Here is a 19,283-nt window from a genome sequence, read left to right on the forward strand (position 1 = left end):
ATATTTTAGTTGTACACGTACATAACTTACAGAGGTTGTTCAAAAAGTCGTCTTTTGATCACGAAGGAGTCCTGAAAGCTAATTCGACATCGAAAATGGCGTTCACCTTCGAAGTCTGGTGCTCATGTAGTTTGCCTACATTCCGCTCCTCCTTCGTACGGTTCTCGCCATTTTCTCGGTGCTGAAAAGCCAACTTTTTGAACACGCACTTACAGACACAAGATTGGAAAAGGGAGAGGAGTCACCAATATGAGAGCGCGAAAAATAGTGACGCTGCTCACGGCTACAACAATGGCCTGGGGAGCTTTTGTTCCGTTTGCGCCGCTTGCGACGAATGTTGCACAGGCCAGAGCGGAAAGCAGCGCATTGCAAATGGTGTGGCAGACCCCGATTGGAGAGGGGACCACTTTACTCAAATACACGAAATCTTTTGCGGATAAGCCCATTACGGTAATGGTAACCAAGGTGGATCTGAACAACCAGTATGTTGAAGTGAAGCCTGTGTACGGGACAGCAGGCAAGCTGACCGATCGACAAACCGTAACCCAAATGGCGCGGGAAACGGGTGCAGTCGCAGCCGTCAATGCGGACTTTTTCAATATGTCCAAGCGCGGTGCACCATTTGGTATCGTAGTGAAGGATGAGCAGACGATCTCTTCAATGGGTCTGATTTCGTACTGGTACAGCTTAGGTCTGAAGGGTGACAAGACTGCCTTTATCGACAAGTTCGGCTTTGGTGGAAAGGTAACGACAGGTAGTGGTGCGACTTATCCGCTGCAAGGGGTAAACAAGGAAGATTACAATCCGAGCGACGGCCGAAAAAGCCACCAAAACCAATTGAACCTGTACACACCTGCTTTTGGTAAGACAAGCCTTGGTGCTATCACGGGCTACAAGGATGTTGTCGAGGTGGTTGTGGTTGACCATGTCGTCAAAGAGGTGCGTATGAACCAGCCGGGAGCACCTATTCCTTATAACGGATTCGTTTTGTGGGGGCATGGCGAAGCAGCAGCTTTTCTCAAGCAAAATCTTCCTGTAGGTGCCAGCGCAGTCGCCGAGTACCAAACGACTCCTCAAAACATCGGCTTGACGCAAGCGGTAGGCGGAAACGTGCTGCTAGTAGATCAGGGCAAGGCATTGACCTCTTTCCAGGCAGACAAATCGATTATTTCGCTAACAGCGCGTACGGCTGTCGGTGTTTCTCAGGACGGCAAGACGCTCTACATGGTCACGATTGATGCAAGCAACGGGGTTTACCTCGATGAGCTGGCAAAGGTCATGGCTGAGCTGGGCTCGTATCGCGCAGTCAACTTTGATGGCGGCGGCTCAACCACATTGGCAACAAGATCGCTTGGAGATACATACGCCACCTTGTCCAATAAACCAAGTGGCGGGACAGAACGGCGTGTTCCGACAGGACTTGCTGTTTACAACACAGCACCGCCAGGAGAATTAAGAGGATTCCAAATTGATGTGCCATCCGATGTGCTGATTGGTCAAAGCATTCCGCTGACAGCTTCCAAAGGGTATGACACGCATTACCAGCCATATGCGATTAATGCTTCCAACGTCACCTGGGATGCCAGTCAGTCTGAGGCGGGAACTGTAAATGGACAGAAGTTTACACCTGCTCGCTCGGGTCAAATTACTCTGACAGCACGACTGGGTAATGTGTCGCAAAATAAAGAGATTCAAGTCATTTCTGGAAATGATGTCCAGCAGATCGTCGTGTCGCCAAATCCACTCACGATTGCACCGGGACAAGCCCTGACACTTGATGTGAAAATCAAGACAAAGAAAGGGTCAGTCGTACAAGCAACGCCTTTGAGCGTTCAGGCAAGCATCAATTCTGATATCGCAACGATAAACGACAAGCTGCAGCTGGTAGCTGGAAATGTGCCTGGCAATGCTACCTTGACGATCACGTACGATGGCGTGTCTACCAGCGTACCAATCGCAGTTGGACAATTTGAAGAGCCATGGCTCACCTTTGACAACCTGGTGGGCATGTACCACGCAGGAAATCCAACAAGCATCAGCACAAGTGGTTCCTTTACGACTGTTACCGATCAGGTATTCAGAACGAAGAAAGCAGCCAAGCTGGTATACAACTTCTCGGCAGCTCCGAGCAGCGGCATGCGCTTCGCATACGGCATACTGGGGCCAACTCCTGTGGCCATTCCAGGCAAGCCATTAGGATTAGGTTTGTGGGTGTATAGCGACAACAGCAGGCACTGGCTGCGGGCTGAAGCGATTGACGCAAACGGCAAAAGTGTATACCTCGATCTGGCAAAAGAAATCGACTGGACAGGCTGGAAGCAGGTTAAAGCGTACTTCCCAAGCGGAGTCGCATATCCATTGCAGCTGAAGAGTGTGTACGTCGTTGATCAGCCGAACGATGGCATTACCCAAGACCAGGGAACACTATACTTCGATGAGTTCTCGCTTCTGTTGCCAAATCAAACAGGTCAGCCTAGCAATACAGCTGTCGTTCCAGAACTGCCAGGAACAATTTCCCTGGGCAAGGAGCTGGATTTGAACTACTCCATGGTCAATGCAGCTTCGTTCCTGGACAGCGCCACAGTAGAGATTGACTCGATTGTGACACAGCAGCTGCCAGGTTATGTACCAGCTGATTACTCCTTTACGATTAAGCCGGGCGATCTGAAGGAAGGTCAGGAAGATCGTATCTCGACAACACCAATCCAATTGACGCTTGCACCAAAACAATGGATCGCAGGCAAAGGAATCGGTCTTCTGTTCGTCAATGAAGCCAATCAGACGCTTGATCCACTATTGGGCACTGTCAATGCACAGGGGCAGTGGGTATACGAAGTGAACAGCTATGGCAAATACGTGCCATATTACCTAGACAACGCGGGTACAGGTGGTTCAGCGTTTGTCGATATCGAGAACCATCCGGCAAAAGCAGAAATCACTTACATGGCTGAAAAGGGCTATGTAAAAGGATTGACAGAAACGACCTTTGGACCGAATGCTTCCTTGACCAGAGCGCAGTTTGTTACCTTGCTAGCGAGAACATTTGAATGGGACCTGCCGGCTACACCTAAGCTCAATTTCAAAGACAAGGTGCCGGCCTATGCACAAGGAGCTGTTCAGGTTGCCGTCTCCAAGGGACTGGTAAAGGGATATGCAGACAATACCTTCCGTCCGGATCAGTCCGTGACCCGTGCGGAAGCAGCAGTTATTTTGGATCGTCTCCTGAATAAAAAAGGAGCTGCCAAAACCGTTTCGGATAAGGGAACGTGGCCTTCCTGGGCATCTGCGTCCATCACGAATATGGTTGGACTTGGATTGATTGATCCAGTAAACAGCAAATATCAACCAAACAGTGCAACGAGCCGAGCAGTTTGCGTCGTGGCATTGTACCGTATTTTGCACCTTACGAAATAAGTGCCGTTTTGATAGAGAAGGACCAAGCCTCCTGTAACAGGAGAAGCTTGGTCCTTTTTTGTACGCACGAAAAAACCTTTTGCCAAAATGAGTTAACCAACATAGAATGTTAGTTAACAAATATATGTTAACTAACGAGGTGATCTGGTTGTTAAATAATCATGACGAGCTTGCTGCCAAAAATAAGCAGTTTCTCTGGCATCCCTTTACGCAAATGAAGGACTATCTGGCAGAGGATCCGCTGATTATTGCACGAGGCGAAGGGGTAAAGCTCTACGACGTGAATGGCCGCGCCTATTACGACGGATTTTCTTCCGTTTGGCTCAATGTACACGGCCACAACGTCCCGCAGCTCAACGAAGCGATTACCCGGCAGCTTGGGCAGGTGGCACATTCTACGCTGCTGGGCATGGCGAATGTCCCATCTATTTTGTTGGCAGAGCAGCTGGTGCGCATTGCTCCGACGGGCTTAACCAAAGTCTTTTATTCGGACAATGGAGCGACCGCCGTTGAAATCGCCTTGAAAATGGCATTTCAGTATTGGCAAAATCGTGGAATCGCCGGCAAGCATTCTTTTATTACGATGAACAATGCCTACCATGGCGATACGATTGGTGCCACCAGTGTCGGTGCCATCCCGCTTTATCATCAGGTGTACAAGCCGCTGCTTTTCTCTCCGCATATCATCCCGTACCCGTATCCGTATAGAGACGGGGGAGAAAAGGCAGCAGTAGAAAACACGCTGGAGCGATTGGAGAAATTGCTAGACCAGCACAGTCATGAAATAGCGGCGATGATTGTCGAGCCTGTCGTGCAAGGGGCAGGAGGCATGATTATTATGCCGGATGGTTGCCTGAAAAAAATCGCAGAGATGCTGCAAGCATACGATGTTCTGCTGATCGCGGATGAAGTAGCAACAGGCTTTGGGCGGACAGGAAAAATGTTTGCTTGCGAGCATGATGAGGTAGTGCCTGACATTATGGCTGTTGCCAAAGGAATTACGGGAGGCTACCTGCCTGTTGCTGCGACGCTGGTCAAAGAAAAAATCTATGATGCCTTTTATGCAGATTACGAGGAGCAGAAAACGTTTTTTCATGGACACTCGTTTACAGGCAATCCACTTGGCTGTGCTGTAGCGCTTGCGAATTTGCGCTTGATGGAGGAGCGTGGACTGGTTGCGGACGTAGCGGAGAAAGCAGAGGCGCTAGAAGGCTTGCTTGCACCGCTGGCCGAACAGCCGCATGTCGGCGAGATTCGCAGCAAGGGCTTGATGGCCGGGATTGAGCTGGTTCGCGATAAACAGACCAAGGAGTCTTATGCATGGAATGACCGAATCGGAGTGCGCGTGTGCCAGCTTGCCAGAGAAAAAGGCCTTTTGACCAGGCCTCTGGGGAATGTCATTGTCCTGATTCCACCGCTCGCGTCGACGATCGAGGAGCTGGGTGAGATGGTCCAGATCCTTTCCGAGTCCATCTGGGAGGTAACCACCCAGAAAGCGGTGGGACGGCCATGACCAAGGATGCATTTTCCGGATTGTTTATATCAGGGACCGATACAGGCGTAGGCAAAACGATGGTCACTGCAGGAATCGCTGCTGCACTGCGGCAAGACGGAGAGGATATCGGCGTTTGGAAGCCCGTTCAGTCAGGCGCTCTGGCAAATGACCCCGATAGTGATGCCTTTCGCTTGAAGCAATGGAGTGGAGTAGCGGATTCTTGCACTGAAATTGCTCCTCTCGTTTTTCCGGCGCCGCTGACCCCTTTGCTGGCTGCCGAGGCCATTGGCAAAAGCTTGACCATGGATGAGGTCGTAGCCGGGGGGAGATTGCTTCAGCAGCGGCATACGGCATTGCTGGTTGAGGGAGCTGGGGGCTTGGCAGTTCCACTAACACGAGCGGAAATGATGGCGCATCTGGCGGCTCATTTGCAGCTGCCTCTGCTTTTGGTGGCACGAGCTGGGCTAGGAACGATCAATCACACTCTATTGTCCGTCTGGTACGCCCGTAAGCTTGGCATCGAAGTGGCTGGCGTCATTTTGAATGTGACCAGGCCAGAGGAAACCACAGACGAGAGCGTAAAAACAAACGCCAAAATGATCGAGTACTACGGACAGGTGCCCGTATGGGGAACATTCCCGTGGATCGACGAACCGCTCCAGCAGCAAAAGCTTGTTTCCATCGTGCGAGAGCAGATCAATCTGGAGAAAATCCGTACCTGCATAACAAGCCAGGTGAAAAAGGGAGAGATGAGAAGATGAAACCAGCAATCGGTATGAAGTGGATGGACTACGCAAACAAAGCGATCACAAAAGTAGAATTGACTCAGGAAGAGGCATTGCAAGTGCTGCATGCAGAAGATGATGAGTTGCTGCCTTTAATGGATGCAGCATTTCTCGTCAGAAAGCACTTTTTTGGAAAGAAAGTCAAACTGAATATGATCCTGAATGCAAAAAGTGGACTGTGCCCGGAGGACTGTGGCTATTGCTCGCAATCTATCGTCTCGACCGCGCCTGTGGCTAAATACACGATGCTCGATAAAGAAACGCTTTTGGCTGGTGCGCGAGAGGCACTGAATCGAAAAGCCGGTACATACTGCATTGTAGCCTCAGGGAGAGGACCTACCGAAAAAGAACTGAGTCAGGTAGAGGAAGCCGTAAAGGAAATTCGTGCGACGATGCCACTGAAAATATGCGCCTGTTTAGGCATTCTCAGCGAAGATCAAGCGACTCGCTTAAAGGAGGCAGGGGTCCATCGCTACAACCACAACCTGAATACCAGTCGTAAGCATTATCCAGATATTACAACCACGCATACGTACGATCAGCGAGTGGAAACGGTAGACACCGCCAAAAGAGCGGGCTTGTCTCCTTGCTCGGGTGTCATTATCGGCATGGGAGAAAGCGATGAAGAAATCGTGGAAATGGCATTTGCCTTGCGCACACTTGATGCCGATTCGATTCCCGTCAACTTTTTAAATGCAATCCCGGGAACTCCATTGGAGAAGATGGGGCGCACACCAGCCCAGAAAGCTTTGCGCGTTCTCGCCCTGTTCCGGTTTGTTTGCCCGGACAAAGAAATTCGTGTAGCGGGAGGGCGCGAGCTCAATCTGCGAAGCCTGCAGCCGCTGTCTTTGTACGCTGCCAATTCGCTGTTTGTTGGGGATTACTTAACGACACCAGGACAAGAAATATCGACTGACCATCAGATGATTGAAGACCTCGGTTTTGAGATCGAGCTATGCGCGTTGTAGCAGGAGGTAGCTAGATGGATACTCGATACGCATGGCTGGAGGAAGAATGGCGTCAGATGGAGCAAGAGGCGACGACGAGGCGTCTGCAGGCTGTGGAGTCTTGTGGTGAAGAACAGGGAAAATGGATTCGGGTTGAGGGACGCAGGCTGTTGAATTTGTCCTCCAATAACTATCTCGGCCTCGCTCATGATCAGCGAATCGTGGAAGCTGGAACGAGAGCAGCAAGAAGGTGGGGGGCAGGCAGTACTGCCTCCCGTCTCGTCATTGGAAACTACGCCTTGTATGAGGAGCTGGAGCAAGAATTGGCGGCCTGGAAAAAGCGGGACGGTGCGCTTGTATTTGCAAACGGCTATCAGGCGAATACGGGCGTGATTTCGGCACTGATTGGCCGTGGGGATGTCGTGTTCAGCGATCGCTGGAATCACGCCAGTATCGTAGACGGGATCATTCTCAGCCGGGCAAAGCATATACGCTATCGGCACAACGATCTAAACCATTTGGAGGAGCTGTTGTCCCAGCATGAGCATGTCCAGCGAAAATGGATCATTACCGACAGCATCTTTTCGATGGATGGGGATATGGCACGCCTTACTTCTCTGGTGATGCTAAAGGAACGCTTTGGAGCGATGCTGATGGTTGATGAGGCGCATGCAGGCGGAGTCCGTGCAGAAGAGGGGCAGGGGCTTTGTCATGAGGTTTGCGTAGCTGAAAAGATTGATGTGCTGATGGGGACGTTCAGCAAGGCATTTGGCGTCTATGGCGCTTATGTGTGTGCGGATCAGGAGATCATCCGTTATTTGACGGCCAAAGCGCGCTCGCACATCTATTCAACGGCGCTCCCTCCTGCTGTCATCGGTTCTGTTTTAGAAGCGCTATCGCTCGTTCGGACGGAGACGTGGAGGAGGCGCGCAGTAAAGAGAAATGCGATTTTGTTTCGGCAAATGCTGCGTGAGCACGGATTTATGGTAGGGGATGGAGACACTCCGATTATTCCGCTTATGATTGGAGAAAATGAACTAGCTTTACGATATAGCACAATGCTGATTGAACGAGGAATCTCTGCCGTTGCAATCCGTCCGCCTACGGTGCCGGCTGGTAGTGCACGTATCCGTTTCACAGTGATGGCAACGCACACACACGCCGAGCTAAAATGGGCAGCTGACCAGCTTGCAGCAATACGCGCTGAGCTAATGCACGCTGATTCTGGCCATGTCGACCAACGCGTCTTGGAACAGTCGGAGGAGGTATGAGATGGAGAGAACCATTCTATTGCTTCCCGGATGGGGAATGTCGAATGATTGTTGGGACAATGTACGAGCGAATTTTCCAGATTGTCGTTTTATTATGCCAGATTACTCCGCGGTCGATCGCCCAGATCATTTCTACCAAGTGATCGAAAAGGCTGTCATCGGTGTCGATGCCCGATCTATGCTCGTGGTCGGCTGGTCTCTGGGTGGAATGCTGGCTCTGCGACTGGCTGCATCGTATCCGGTAACAGGCCTTGTCCTGATCGGCAGCACCGCTCGCTTTGTTCGAACAAGGGCCGAGCGTGACAGGGGCTGGAGCGAGATTGTGCTTCAACGTATGAAGCAGCTTTTACCGATGGAGCGGGAGAGGGTCATGACGGATTTCGTAGAAAGGATGCTTTCGGAAAAAGAACGAGAGCTTTCTATCGCTCTGTCTACTTTTACGTTAGACAGGTCAGAGTGGAGCCTTGCAGCGCTGGTGGCAGGTCTTTCGTATTTGGCTGAGGAGGATTGTCGTCCACTACTGTCCTCTATTATCTGTCCGACACTCGTTATTCATGGTACCGAGGATGTCATTTGTCCACTGCCAGCAGGCGAAGAGCTGTCTGCACTCATCCCGGGAGCGTCATTTTTTCCGATGGTCGGTAGTGGGCATGCGCTGCCTGTTACCTGCCCGAATGCCGTTAGCGAAGCGATAAAAGGATGGTGGGGATAAATGGGGAGAACGGTTGTAGGCAGCCGTTTTAGTGCAAAGGCCCAATCCTATGAAAAGTACGCTCTGGTACAAAAGCAAATGGCTACGGGGCTGTTTGAGATGGTGAAGGAGTCTGCCTGCACAACGAACGTGAGGCATATGCTTGAGATCGGCTGTGGTACAGGCGGTCTTACTTGCTTGGCTCGCAAACATTTTCAGGAGGCAAGCTACCAGGCGATTGATGTGGCTTCCGGGATGCTGCAAAAAGCGAAGGAGCGATTGGCTAAGCTTCACTTGTCATGCTCATTTTTGCAGGAGGATGCAGAAGATTGGGTGTGGCGTCAGCCGGCAGGGTCCCAAGACCTAATTCTCTCGGGGGCATGCTTTCAATGGTTCACACAGCCAGAGCGAACCTTGCGAGGATTGTATCGCTTATTGCGACTAGAGGGAAATCTCTTCTTTTCGACGTTTGGATCAGCTACCTTTTGTGAATTGCATGATTCCTTTGCGTATGCACATGCCAGTCTAGGTGAGCCGAACGTCAGACATGGCTTGTACCTGATGGATGCAAGCGAGTGGAGCGAGATGATCGGGCGAGCGGGCTTTCGTGATATCCGAGTGTCCTCGCAAAAGGTCATTCTGACATATCCCACGGTGATGGATTTTCTGCATGCTGTCAAAGCAGTGGGAGCAAACGCGAGTCATGATCAAACAGGAGGCTTGGGAAGCAGGAAGCTGATGCTGGAGATGATGCGAAGCTATGAACGGATATATGGTAGCGAGCAGGGCGTACCTGTAACGTACGAAATCGTATATGTGCACGGAAAAAGGAGCGTATAGCAGGCAAAAGGGGGCGCATGCGAGTGTGACAATTTTATTTTACTGATAAGTTTCCAAAAGAAAGCGATTTCTTGCAGGAATTTGTAAAAAAAGAGGGAATCTTAAGAAGGTTGACTATCCTGTTCGTAAGGGGTGTAAAAGATGAGTCAAAAGGAGATCGTTATTGTTAGTGCCGTGCGCACTGCGATAGGAAGCTTTCAAGGGACACTTGCAGGAATCAGTGCTACCAAGCTGGGGGCAGTCGTGCTGGAAGCAGCGCTTGAGCGTGCAGGCGTATCCAAGGATTGTGTAGATGAAGTGATCATGGGGAATGTACTCTCCGCAGGTCTCGGTCAAAATCCTGCTCGTCAGGCTTCGATACAAGCAGGTCTTGCGAATGAAGTACCTTCTTTGACAATCAACAAGGTATGCGGCTCCGGTCTCAAGGCAGTGCATCTGGCTGTCCAGGCGATTGCAAGCGGAGACGCCGATGTTGTACTCGCCGGCGGCATGGAAAATATGAGCCAGGCTCCGTATTTAATGGAAGGTGCACGAACCGGGTATCGCATGGGCGATCAAAAGGTCGTAGACTCGATGATTCGCGATGGTCTGTGGTGCGCATTCAACGATTATCATATGGGAATCACGGCTGAAAATCTGTGCACACAATATGAGATCGGGCGCGAGGAGCAGGACGAGTTTGCCGCATGGAGCCAGGAAAAAGCCCAGCAAGCACTCACCTCTGGACGTTTCCAGGAAGAGATCGTCCCTGTTGCGATTCCCCAACGAAAAGGTGACCCTATTCTTTTCTCTGTTGATGAATTCCCGCGGGCAGGTGTCACAGCCGAGAATCTTGGCAAGCTGAAGCCAGCATTTAAAAAGGATGGAACTGTTACAGCAGGCAACGCATCGGGTATCAACGATGGCGCTGCAGCTTTATTAATCATGTCTCGCGAAAAGGCTGATGAGCTGGGTGTGAAGCCGATTGCGCGCATTGTTGCTAATGCAAGCGCGGGTGTCGATCCTAGCATTATGGGGTATGGTCCTGTACCTGCGACAAAAAAAGTCATGGCAAAAGCCGGACTGTCAATATCCGACATGGATCTGATCGAAGCAAACGAAGCATTTGCCGTCCAGTCTCTTTCTGTTGGAAACGCACTTGAAATCGATCGTGAAAAGCTGAACGTTAATGGCGGAGCCATCGCTTTAGGTCACCCAATTGGGGCAAGCGGAGCGAGAATCTTGGTTACACTTGTTCACGAATTACAAAAACGAGAAGGGGTAAAATATGGGTTAGCAACGCTATGTATTGGCGGTGGTCAAGGGGTTGCTACCATTATTGAAAAAATATAAAGCTTCAATTGTGAACGCTTTGTGTACAGACGAAGCCGAACATTGACAAAGGGAATAATTCTTCGTTAATATGGATGAGGGCAAAGGGGTACTTGACACCTGCCCTCTCCTTATGTATGAAAGGAGAATGTTGCTCTGTGTCGAAAATTGATAATCCTTGGCGGGCTATCACGTTAGTCACCCTTATTGGTGTCGACATGGCCGTTTGTGTCATCGGCGGGGTTCTTCTAGGGAAATACCTGGATGGCTTCTTTGCTACCAACCCTCTGTTTCTGATGGTTGGATTGCTCGCAGGATTAGGTATTGGCGTGTACAGCGTCTACCGCATTGTTCGCGGTTACCTCTAGGGAGATGGGACATGCAAACGTTTTCTTCGGCTATGCGAGCCACTTTTCGCTATGCCTTTTTCTGTATGGCAATCGCTACAATACTGTGGGCGGTATTGCCATCTTATCGCTTTTTTCTGCAAAGCCTCCTGCTTGGGATGGCTGGAAGTCTCGTGAATGGAACAGTCCTCTTTAGCAAAACTTGGCGCATTGGTCAGATGGCTGTTGATCCAAGTATTCGACCAAAAGGGACTGGCATGCTACAACGCCTTGTTGTTGCAGGATTCGCAGTCTTCTTGACCATGCGTTTTCCCCACTTGTTCGGACTCGCTGGAGTGCTGATTGGTTTGTTCCTCTTTCAGATTCTCAGTTTCCTTTTTGTGTATCGCTCCTTTAAATAGATAGTAGGGATTCTTTCTTTATGATGTAGCTTATGAAACATACTCGCGCGGAAGAAAGGGGTGAAATACATGCATTATTCTCTGCGATTTGAATGGCTGGGCATGGTATTCGACATCTCCACTATTCTCATGATTTTGGTTACCTCTCTGGTGGTACTCTTTATGTGTATCGGTATGAGTCGCAATCTGACCTCCGCTACTCCAAGCGGCGCACAAAACGTGATGGAATGGATTGTTGACTTTGTAACTGGTATCACAAAAAGCTATATCTCACCAAAGAAGGCTGCGGGTTTTGTATCCTTGGCACTCACTTTGTTCCTTTACATTTTCCTTGGAAACCAGCTAGGACTTCTGTTTAACGTAAATACGGCTCACCACAATGATCCGGTGAAACAAGAAGTGGTTAGTGATAAGGTTGTCGATTGGTTGACAGCATCCACCAATGAGGAAATGAAAAAGCAAAAAGTGGACAAGGTGATGGAAGAGTTGAACTCTAATGATCCGCACGCCCACGGTGTAGTCATTGGCTGGTGGAAATCGCCAACCGCAACTCCGAGCGTAACCTTCGCTCTGGCGTTTATCGTTCTTCTGTACGCACACTATTTGGGAATCAAGAAGAGCTTTGGCGGATGGTTGAAACATACATTCCTGAACCCGATTCACATCTTGGAGGAGTTCATCATTAAGCCGCTGACGCTTCCTTTGCGTCTATTCGGTAACATCTTTGCAGGTGAGGTTTTGATCTCATTCCTGCTCAGTGTAGGAATCTTCGGTAGCATTCCGTTGTTCGTATGGCTGGGCTACTCCGTGTTCGTCGGTTCTGTACAGGCGTTCATTTTTACAACGCTGGCGATGGTTTACCTGTCACAGCAAGTGAACGAAGATCATTAATCAGCTATTTCTGTATTTCATTCTCGGTTTTACAACACTAAGGAGGTTTTTAAACAATGGAAGGTTTGGCATTAGCAATTGGTATCGTATTTGGTCTGGCTGCTCTTGGTGCAGCGATCGGTAACTCTTTGGTAATTTCTCGTACAATTGAAGGCGTAGCTCGTCAACCAGAAGCACGTGGTAACCTGATGGGTCTCATGTTCCTGGGTCTTGGTCTGGTAGAGGCAGTTCCGATTATCGCTGTTGCGATCGGTTTCATCCTTTACGGTCGTCTGTAAGCGAGCAACTAGTAACACATAGGCGGGCGCTTGTTACCCGCCTCTATTTTTGAAATAAAAGGTTTGAACCTTAAAGATACATCTTTCTTTTCGCAGGAAGGAGTGAAACGAATGTTAGACTTTGGTGCTGTCTCCCTGGAATGGGGAACGCTCTTAACTCAGGCAATTGTATTCTTGTTGTTGCTCTTGCTTGTTCGTAAATTAGCTATGGGCCCAATCGTGGGTATCATGGAAAAACGTCGTCAGCATATCGAAAGCCAAATCTCCTCAGCTGAACGCAACCGCACTGAGGCAGAAGCACTGCTCGCGGAACAACGCCGCGTGCTGGATGAAGCTCGTGCTGAATCCAAAGCAATCATTGACCGTGCTGCAAAGCAAGCTTCTGATGAAGCAAGCAAAATCGTAGCTGAAGCACAAGCTGCATCCGAGCGTTTGAAAGCGGACGCAAGTGCTGAACTGGCTCGTGAAGTAGAAAAAGCAAAACTCGAACTGCGTGAGCAAATGACTAGTCTTTCCGTACTCTTGGCTTCCAAGATTATCGAAAAAGAACTGGATGAAGCTGCTCAAAAGTCTACTGTTGATAAATTTCTCGCACAAGTGGGAGATCGCCTATGAGTAGCGCAGTAGGGAAACGCTATGCTCGCGCTCTCTTTGAAGTAGCGAGCGAGCGTGGAAAGATTGATCAGGTGGAAGCTGACCTTGGTGCGATTGTGGAGGCTGTTGAAGGAAATGAAGATCTGAAAAAGATCATGCAGCACCCGCACATTGCAGCAGATGCGAAAAGCAAGCTGGCTGACGAACTGTTCAAAAGCCACGTAGGTGAAGAGAGCTTCAACTTCTTGAACGTCCTGATTGAAAATGGACGCGAGGTTCAGCTGTCTGATATCTATAGCTCTTTCGTTCAATTGGCAAACGATGCACGTGGCTTCGCAGAAGCGACAGTTACGAGCGCAAAACCGCTGTCTTCTGAAGAACAAGCGGAGCTTGCTGAGAAGTTCGGTCAAACACTGAACAAAAAGCTGCGTCTAACAGCGATCGTAGATCCTACGATTCTCGGCGGCATTATTATCAAGATCGGCGACCGTCTGTACGATGGCAGCCTGAAAACGAAGTTGGAAACCTTTGCGCTAAGAGCGTAAAGTTCGATGGCTCTTTAAGAAGTTGGATGAATGGGGTGAATTAAGTGAGTGCAATCAGACCAGAAGAGATTAGCTCCCTCATTAAAGAGCGGATCGCTAACTTTAAATCTGAAATCGAAGTTGTGGATGTAGGCTCTGTTATCCAGGTAGGTGACGGTATCGCCCGCGTTCACGGTTTGGAAAAAGCCATGCAAGGTGAACTCCTCGAGTTCCAAAATGGCGTAATGGGTATGGTACTCAACTTGGAAGCAGATAACGTGGGTGTCGTTATTATGGGACCTTTCCGCGACATTAAGGAAGGCGATACTGTAAAACGTACCGGCCGCGTAATGGAAGTTCCAGTTGGGGAAGCGATGCTTGGTCGCGTAGTAAACCCACTGGGTCAACCAATCGATGGCCTGGGCCCAATCGCAAACGATGGTTTCCGCCCTATCGAGAGCCCAGCTCCTGGTGTTATGGCGCGTAAATCCGTACACGAACCGCTCCAAACTGGTATCAAAGCGATTGACGCAATGATTCCAGTTGGACGTGGCCAACGTGAGTTGATCATTGGAGACCGCCAAACAGGTAAAACATCCGTGGCGCTCGACACGATCATCAACCAAAAAGGCAAAAACATGGTTTGTATCTACGTTGCTATCGGTCAAAAGCAATCCACCGTTGCAAACATCGTAGAAACCCTGCGTAAAGCAGGAGCTCTTGAGTACACCATCATCGTATCCGCTACAGCATCTGACCCAGCTCCAATGCTGTACCTGGCTCCTTATTGTGGTGTAACAATGGGTGAATACTTCATGTACAAGGGCGGACACGTTCTGTGCGTATACGATGACCTGTCTAAACAGGCTTCTGCATACCGCGAAATGTCCCTGTTGCTCCGTCGTCCTCCAGGCCGCGAAGCATACCCTGGTGACGTTTTCTACTTGCACTCCCGCTTGCTGGAGCGCGCTGCGAAATTGTCTGATGATCTGGGTGGCGGTTCTATTACAGCTCTGCCGTTCATTGAAACCCAAGCGGGTGACATTTCTGCATACATTCCAACGAACGTGATCTCCATCACCGATGGTCAGATCTTCCTTGAGACAGACCTTTTCAACGCAGGTCAACGTCCTGCAGTAAATACTGGTCTTTCCGTATCCCGTGTAGGTGGTTCGGCTCAAATCAAGGCGATGAAAAAGGTATCAGGTCCACTCAAGCTTGAGTTGGCTCAATACCGTGAGCTTGCTGCATTTGCTCAGTTCGGTTCTGACCTGGACAAAGCAACTCAAGCTCGTTTGACTCGTGGTGAGCGCTTGATGGAAATCATGAAACAAGGCCAGTTCGATCCAATGCCTGTTGAGAAGCAAGTCGCTTCTATCTATACAGCAACAAAAGGTTTCCTGGATGATATTCCAGTAGGAGACGTAGGCCGCTTTGAGAAGGAGCTTCTGTCTTACCTGGATTCCAACAAACCACAACTGTTGGAGCATATCCGTACGACGCATGAGCTCCCAGATGAAAAAGAATTGAACGCAGCGATCGAAGAGTTCAAAAAAGGCTTTTCGGTAACTCGCTAATCGTTAACCTGATAGACATCAGATGCATGCCGGGCTGAGGGCCCGGACATGCGTCCTCAAGGTGGTGAAAACGAGTGGCTAAAGGAATACGTGAGATTCGACGCAGTATCAAAAGTACAAAAAATACGCGCCAAATCACGAAAGCGATGAAAATGGTGGCGGCTGCAAAGCTTCGCCGTAACCAGGAGAAGGCTGAGGCGGCACGTCCGTATGCTGATAAAATTCAGGAAGTGATCGCGAGCATCGCAAGCGGTACTTCTGGTTCCAAGCATCCGATGCTTCAATCGCGTCCAGTGAAAAAGACTGGTTACATTGTCATCACTTCTGACCGTGGTCTTGCGGGTGGTTATAATGCCAACATGCTTCGTGCCGTGATTACAACGATCGGTGAAAAGCACAAGTCCAAGGATGAGTACGGTATTTTTGTGATCGGTCGTAAAGGTCGCGACTTCTTTAATAAGCGGAACTACCCGATTATGGAAGAGGTTACAGGTCTGCCAGCCAGTCCTGCCTTTGCTGATATCAAGAAAATTGCCGGTGCGGCGGTTCAACTGTTCGCGAATGAACAAATTGACGAACTGTACCTGTGCTATAACAAGTTCCAAAGTGCAATTTCGCAAATACCTACCGTAAAACGTTTGCTGCCATTGGAAGCTCCCGAGAGCACTGATGTGCGCGCAATCAATTACGAGTACGAGCCGTCCTCGGAAGAAGTACTGGCCGATCTGTTGCCAAAATACGCGGAAACACTGGTTTACAGTGCGCTTCTGGAAGCGAAGGCTTCCGAGGAAGGTTCCCGTATGACAGCAATGGGCAACGCGACAGACAACGCAACGGATATGATCAACCGTTACACATTGATCTACAACCGTGCTCGTCAGGCAGCCATTACACAAGAGATTTCCGAGATCGTTGCAGGTGCAAACGCACAGGCTTAAGTGGCAGCGAATAGCTCCCAATTTAGTTTTACAGGAGGGAAGAAGTAAGATGGCGAATGGACGCGTGGTTCAGGTAATGGGTCCGGTTGTTGACGTCGAGTTCGACCGCGGACACCTGCCTGCCATTTATAATGCGATCAAGATTCAACATAAAGCACAAAGCGCTGGCGAGCGCGACATCGAATTGACTGTTGAGGTTGCTACTCATCTGGGTGATAACCTGGTTCGTACAGTTGCGATGTCTTCCACCGATGGTTTGGTTCGCGGTATGGAAGCGGTTGATACTGGTGCAGCTATCTCCGTTCCAGTGGGTGCAGTTACCCTCGGACGCGTATTTAACGTTTTGGGAGAACCGATCGACCTGCAAGACCTCGGTCAAGTAGATCGTCGTGACCCAATTCACCGCAAAGCTCCTGATTTCGTAGACCAAGCAACTACTGTTGAAATCCTGGAAACAGGTATCAAAGTAATTGACCTTTTGGCTCCGTACATCAAGGGTGGTAAGATCGGTCTGTTTGGTGGTGCGGGTGTAGGTAAAACCGTTACCATTCAAGAGCTGATCAACAACATCGCGCAAGAGCACGGTGGTATTTCCGTATTCGCTGGTGTAGGTGAGCGTACCCGTGAAGGTAACGACCTGTACCACGAGATGAAAGACGCAGGCGTTCTGCCGAAAACTGCAATGGTATTCGGTCAAATGAACGAACCACCTGGTGCACGTCTTCGTGTAGCTCTGACCGGTCTGACTATGGCGGAATATTTCCGTGATGAAGAAGGCCGCGACGTTCTTCTGTTTATCGACAACATCTTCCGCTTTACTCAAGCGGGTTCTGAGGTATCAGCACTTCTCGGCCGTATGCCATCTGCGGTAGGTTACCAGCCAACATTGGCTACCGAAATGGGTCAGCTGCAAGAGCGCATTACTTCCACGAAAAAAGGTTCCGTAACGTCTATTCAAGCGATCTACGTACCAGCGGATGACTATACTGACCCGGCTCCTGCTACTACGTTTGCTCACTTGGACGCTACAACTAACCTGGAGCGTTCTATCGCTGAGTTGGGTATCTTCCCTGCGGTAGACCCACTCGCATCTACTTCCCGTGCTCTGTCTCCGGACGTCGTAGGTCAAGAACACTACGATGTAGCTCGTGGCGTACAAAAAATCTTGCAACGTTACAAAGAACTGCAAGATATCATCGCGATCCTCGGTATGGATGAGCTCAGCGATGATGACAAGCAAGTAGTTGGACGCGCTCGTCGTATTCAACGTTTCTTGTCCCAGTCCTTCCACGTTGCCGAGCAGTTCACAGGTAATCCAGGTCAATACGTACCACTGAAAGAAACTGTTCGCAGCTTCAAGGAAATCCTCGAAGGCAAGCACGATCAACTGCCAGAGGTAGCATTCCTGTATGTAGGTACGATTGAAGAAGCGGTAGAAAAAGCGAAGAAAATGGCGTAAGACACCCTGGAAAGGGGAGACGATTAAATGAGTAAGATGACAGTTGAAGTCGTAACTCCTGAACGGGTTGTCTACAGCGGTCAGGCTGAAATGGTCATTGCTCGCGGCGTTCAAGGGGACCTCGGTATTTTGCCGAACCATATGCCGCTTGTCAGCCCGCTGAAAATAGCGCCAGTTCGGATTAAGACAGAAGGCGATAAAGAAGTATTGATGGCTGTAAGCGGCGGCTTCATGGAAGTGCGCGGTGATAAAGTTACCATCCTTGCTGAAACGGCTGAATTGCCGGGAGACATTGATGTCGACCGTGCGAAGGCAGCGAAAGCTCGCGCCGAAAAGCGTTTGGCTGAGAAGTATGCCGAGCTCGACGTACAGCGTGCAGAACGTGCGCTGCAACGTGCGATGGCACGTCTCGACGTAACGAAGTAAAGCGTAAGCTGATATCCCCGCGCCCTTTGTGGCAGCGGGGATTTTTCGGTTCACGTACATGAATGAGCACAGGTGGTAACAGGGCATGATATTTCCAGTTGGTAATTGCCTAATGTTTCTGTGTATAATAAACCTAATGCCCTGCCGACAAGCGTGTTCGATAAGGATGACAGCGGGATGAAACGGCATTGGCGACTGGGATTATAAGGAGAGTGTAACTGATGCAAACCGTTCGCGATATCCGCCATAATCAAGATGGCGTAGTGATTCCTAACGGCTTTAGAGCCAATGGTTGGTCAAGCGTACTGTCTCATGAAATGAATGTTCTGTTTCAAGCGATATGCTACGTAGTTACGGAAAAAGAAACAAAAGCTGAGATGGAAAAAGCTTTGGATGAGATCGAGGGGCTGCAAGGCACTTTTACAGAGCTTGTTGCTGAAGGATTTAAATCTGAAGAAGATTTTAAAGGCTATGTGAACCTGTTGAACCGCTTCAAAGCGTTCCTGGGACGCTCCAATATTGAATATCCGGCTTCACGCGAAGAGGCGATCCAGCTTTTCATCAAGTGGGGACTGGTTATTGATAATGGCGATGTATGGGATGTTCCTGTTCATCCATTTCCAGATGCATCCGAGCTGTTCCAATTGAGTGAGGCAGAGGCTATGGCTCTGGCACATATCAAGCTGGAATCATTGGTACATCCGGTATTTAGCCGTTTGGTCATGATGCTGCACGAGAAAGATGAGAATGCATTCAATCTTTCCAAGAATGACCTGAAAGAAATGCTGGGTACAAATGATGCTATGCTGGCTGAGGTACTGATTAAGCTGACTCCATATATGGAAGAAGCAATCGAAAATGTATTGGACATTCCAGATGATGAGCCAATGTCATTTGCGATCGTATGGGAAAGAATCTATGAGGACTTCCTGGGACAACAGTTCTCTTCTAATGTTCAGTAATCAAACGTATAGTAATGATGACCCCGATAATCGATTCGTTTGGTCATCATACTCCATTGGAAAAACTTAGGGAGATTACCCTGAGTTTTTTCCCTATTTATGGCACATAAGGAAGGCTTTCGTTAGACACTC

At 49.5% G+C, this 19,283-nt stretch carries 19 protein-coding genes; all 19 read left to right on the forward strand.

Annotated elements, in window-relative coordinates:
* Positions 1-249: 249 nt before the first annotated feature.
* Positions 250-3,414, forward strand: a complete 3,165-nt coding sequence (locus ADS79_RS23995) for a phosphodiester glycosidase family protein (protein ID WP_049740862.1) — start codon at positions 250-252, stop codon at positions 3,412-3,414.
* A 124-nt stretch (positions 3,415-3,538) separates the two neighbouring features.
* The gene (gene bioA / locus ADS79_RS24000; protein WP_049741127.1) at positions 3,539-4,927 is read left to right on the forward strand and encodes an adenosylmethionine--8-amino-7-oxononanoate transaminase; all 1,389 of its coding nucleotides are present in this window, start codon (positions 3,539-3,541) and stop codon (positions 4,925-4,927) included.
* A complete protein-coding gene (bioD, locus tag ADS79_RS24005) occupies positions 4,924-5,670 on the forward strand; it encodes a dethiobiotin synthase (protein WP_049740863.1) in 747 nt (248 codons plus the stop codon). The genes bioA and bioD overlap by 4 nt, the downstream gene beginning before the upstream one ends.
* Positions 5,667-6,662: a biotin synthase BioB gene (gene bioB, locus ADS79_RS24010; protein WP_049740864.1), complete on the forward strand. Its 996-nt coding sequence runs from the start codon at positions 5,667-5,669 to the stop codon at positions 6,660-6,662. Before bioD ends, bioB begins: the two co-directional genes overlap by 4 nt.
* Before the next feature lie 14 nt (positions 6,663-6,676).
* A complete protein-coding gene (gene bioF / locus ADS79_RS24015) occupies positions 6,677-7,912 on the forward strand; it encodes an 8-amino-7-oxononanoate synthase (RefSeq protein WP_049740865.1) in 1,236 nt (411 codons plus the stop codon).
* A gap of 1 nt (position 7,913) precedes the next feature.
* Entirely contained in the window at positions 7,914-8,624 is a 711-nt protein-coding gene (locus ADS79_RS24020) for an alpha/beta fold hydrolase (protein WP_084766037.1), read from the forward strand.
* Positions 8,625-9,443, forward strand: coding sequence for a malonyl-ACP O-methyltransferase BioC (bioC, locus tag ADS79_RS24025; protein ID WP_049740866.1), 819 nt, complete (start codon positions 8,625-8,627; stop codon positions 9,441-9,443).
* Between the two features lie 141 nt (positions 9,444-9,584).
* On the forward strand, positions 9,585-10,775 hold the full coding sequence (locus tag ADS79_RS24030; protein ID WP_049740867.1) for an acetyl-CoA C-acetyltransferase: 1,191 nt from the start codon (positions 9,585-9,587) through the stop codon (positions 10,773-10,775).
* A gap of 137 nt (positions 10,776-10,912) precedes the next feature.
* Positions 10,913-11,122 (forward strand): AtpZ/AtpI family protein, encoded by a 210-nt coding sequence (locus tag ADS79_RS24035; RefSeq protein ID WP_084766038.1) that lies wholly within the window; start codon positions 10,913-10,915, stop codon positions 11,120-11,122.
* Positions 11,123-11,133: 11 nt separating this feature from the next.
* Complete coding sequence (locus ADS79_RS24040) at positions 11,134-11,502, forward strand: ATP synthase subunit I (RefSeq protein ID WP_049740869.1); 369 nt, start codon at positions 11,134-11,136, stop codon at positions 11,500-11,502.
* Positions 11,503-11,571: 69 nt separating this feature from the next.
* On the forward strand, positions 11,572-12,393 hold the full coding sequence (atpB, locus tag ADS79_RS24045; RefSeq protein WP_049740870.1) for a F0F1 ATP synthase subunit A: 822 nt from the start codon (positions 11,572-11,574) through the stop codon (positions 12,391-12,393).
* A 56-nt stretch (positions 12,394-12,449) separates the two neighbouring features.
* Positions 12,450-12,671, forward strand: a complete 222-nt coding sequence (atpE, locus tag ADS79_RS24050) for a F0F1 ATP synthase subunit C (RefSeq protein ID WP_049740871.1) — start codon at positions 12,450-12,452, stop codon at positions 12,669-12,671.
* A 111-nt stretch (positions 12,672-12,782) separates the two neighbouring features.
* Positions 12,783-13,286, forward strand: a complete 504-nt coding sequence (atpF, locus tag ADS79_RS24055; RefSeq protein WP_049740872.1) for a F0F1 ATP synthase subunit B — start codon at positions 12,783-12,785, stop codon at positions 13,284-13,286.
* Positions 13,283-13,810, forward strand: coding sequence for a F0F1 ATP synthase subunit delta (locus ADS79_RS24060; protein ID WP_049740873.1), 528 nt, complete (start codon positions 13,283-13,285; stop codon positions 13,808-13,810). The genes atpF and ADS79_RS24060 overlap by 4 nt, the downstream gene beginning before the upstream one ends.
* A 44-nt stretch (positions 13,811-13,854) precedes the next feature.
* On the forward strand, positions 13,855-15,366 hold the full coding sequence (gene atpA / locus ADS79_RS24065; RefSeq protein WP_049740874.1) for a F0F1 ATP synthase subunit alpha: 1,512 nt from the start codon (positions 13,855-13,857) through the stop codon (positions 15,364-15,366).
* 74 nt (positions 15,367-15,440) lie between these two features.
* The gene (atpG, locus tag ADS79_RS24070; RefSeq protein WP_049740875.1) at positions 15,441-16,304 is read left to right on the forward strand and encodes an ATP synthase F1 subunit gamma; all 864 of its coding nucleotides are present in this window, start codon (positions 15,441-15,443) and stop codon (positions 16,302-16,304) included.
* Positions 16,305-16,353: 49 nt separating this feature from the next.
* Positions 16,354-17,763, forward strand: a complete 1,410-nt coding sequence (gene atpD / locus ADS79_RS24075; protein WP_049740876.1) for a F0F1 ATP synthase subunit beta — start codon at positions 16,354-16,356, stop codon at positions 17,761-17,763.
* A 27-nt stretch (positions 17,764-17,790) separates the two neighbouring features.
* Positions 17,791-18,189: a F0F1 ATP synthase subunit epsilon gene (locus ADS79_RS24080; protein ID WP_049740877.1), complete on the forward strand. Its 399-nt coding sequence runs from the start codon at positions 17,791-17,793 to the stop codon at positions 18,187-18,189.
* A 221-nt stretch (positions 18,190-18,410) separates the two neighbouring features.
* Entirely contained in the window at positions 18,411-19,151 is a 741-nt protein-coding gene (locus tag ADS79_RS24085; RefSeq protein ID WP_049740878.1) for a DUF6042 family protein, read from the forward strand.
* Positions 19,152-19,283 lie beyond the last annotated feature (132 nt).

Source organism: Brevibacillus reuszeri (genome assembly GCF_001187725.1).
Taxonomy (GTDB): domain Bacteria; phylum Bacillota; class Bacilli; order Brevibacillales; family Brevibacillaceae; genus Brevibacillus; species Brevibacillus reuszeri.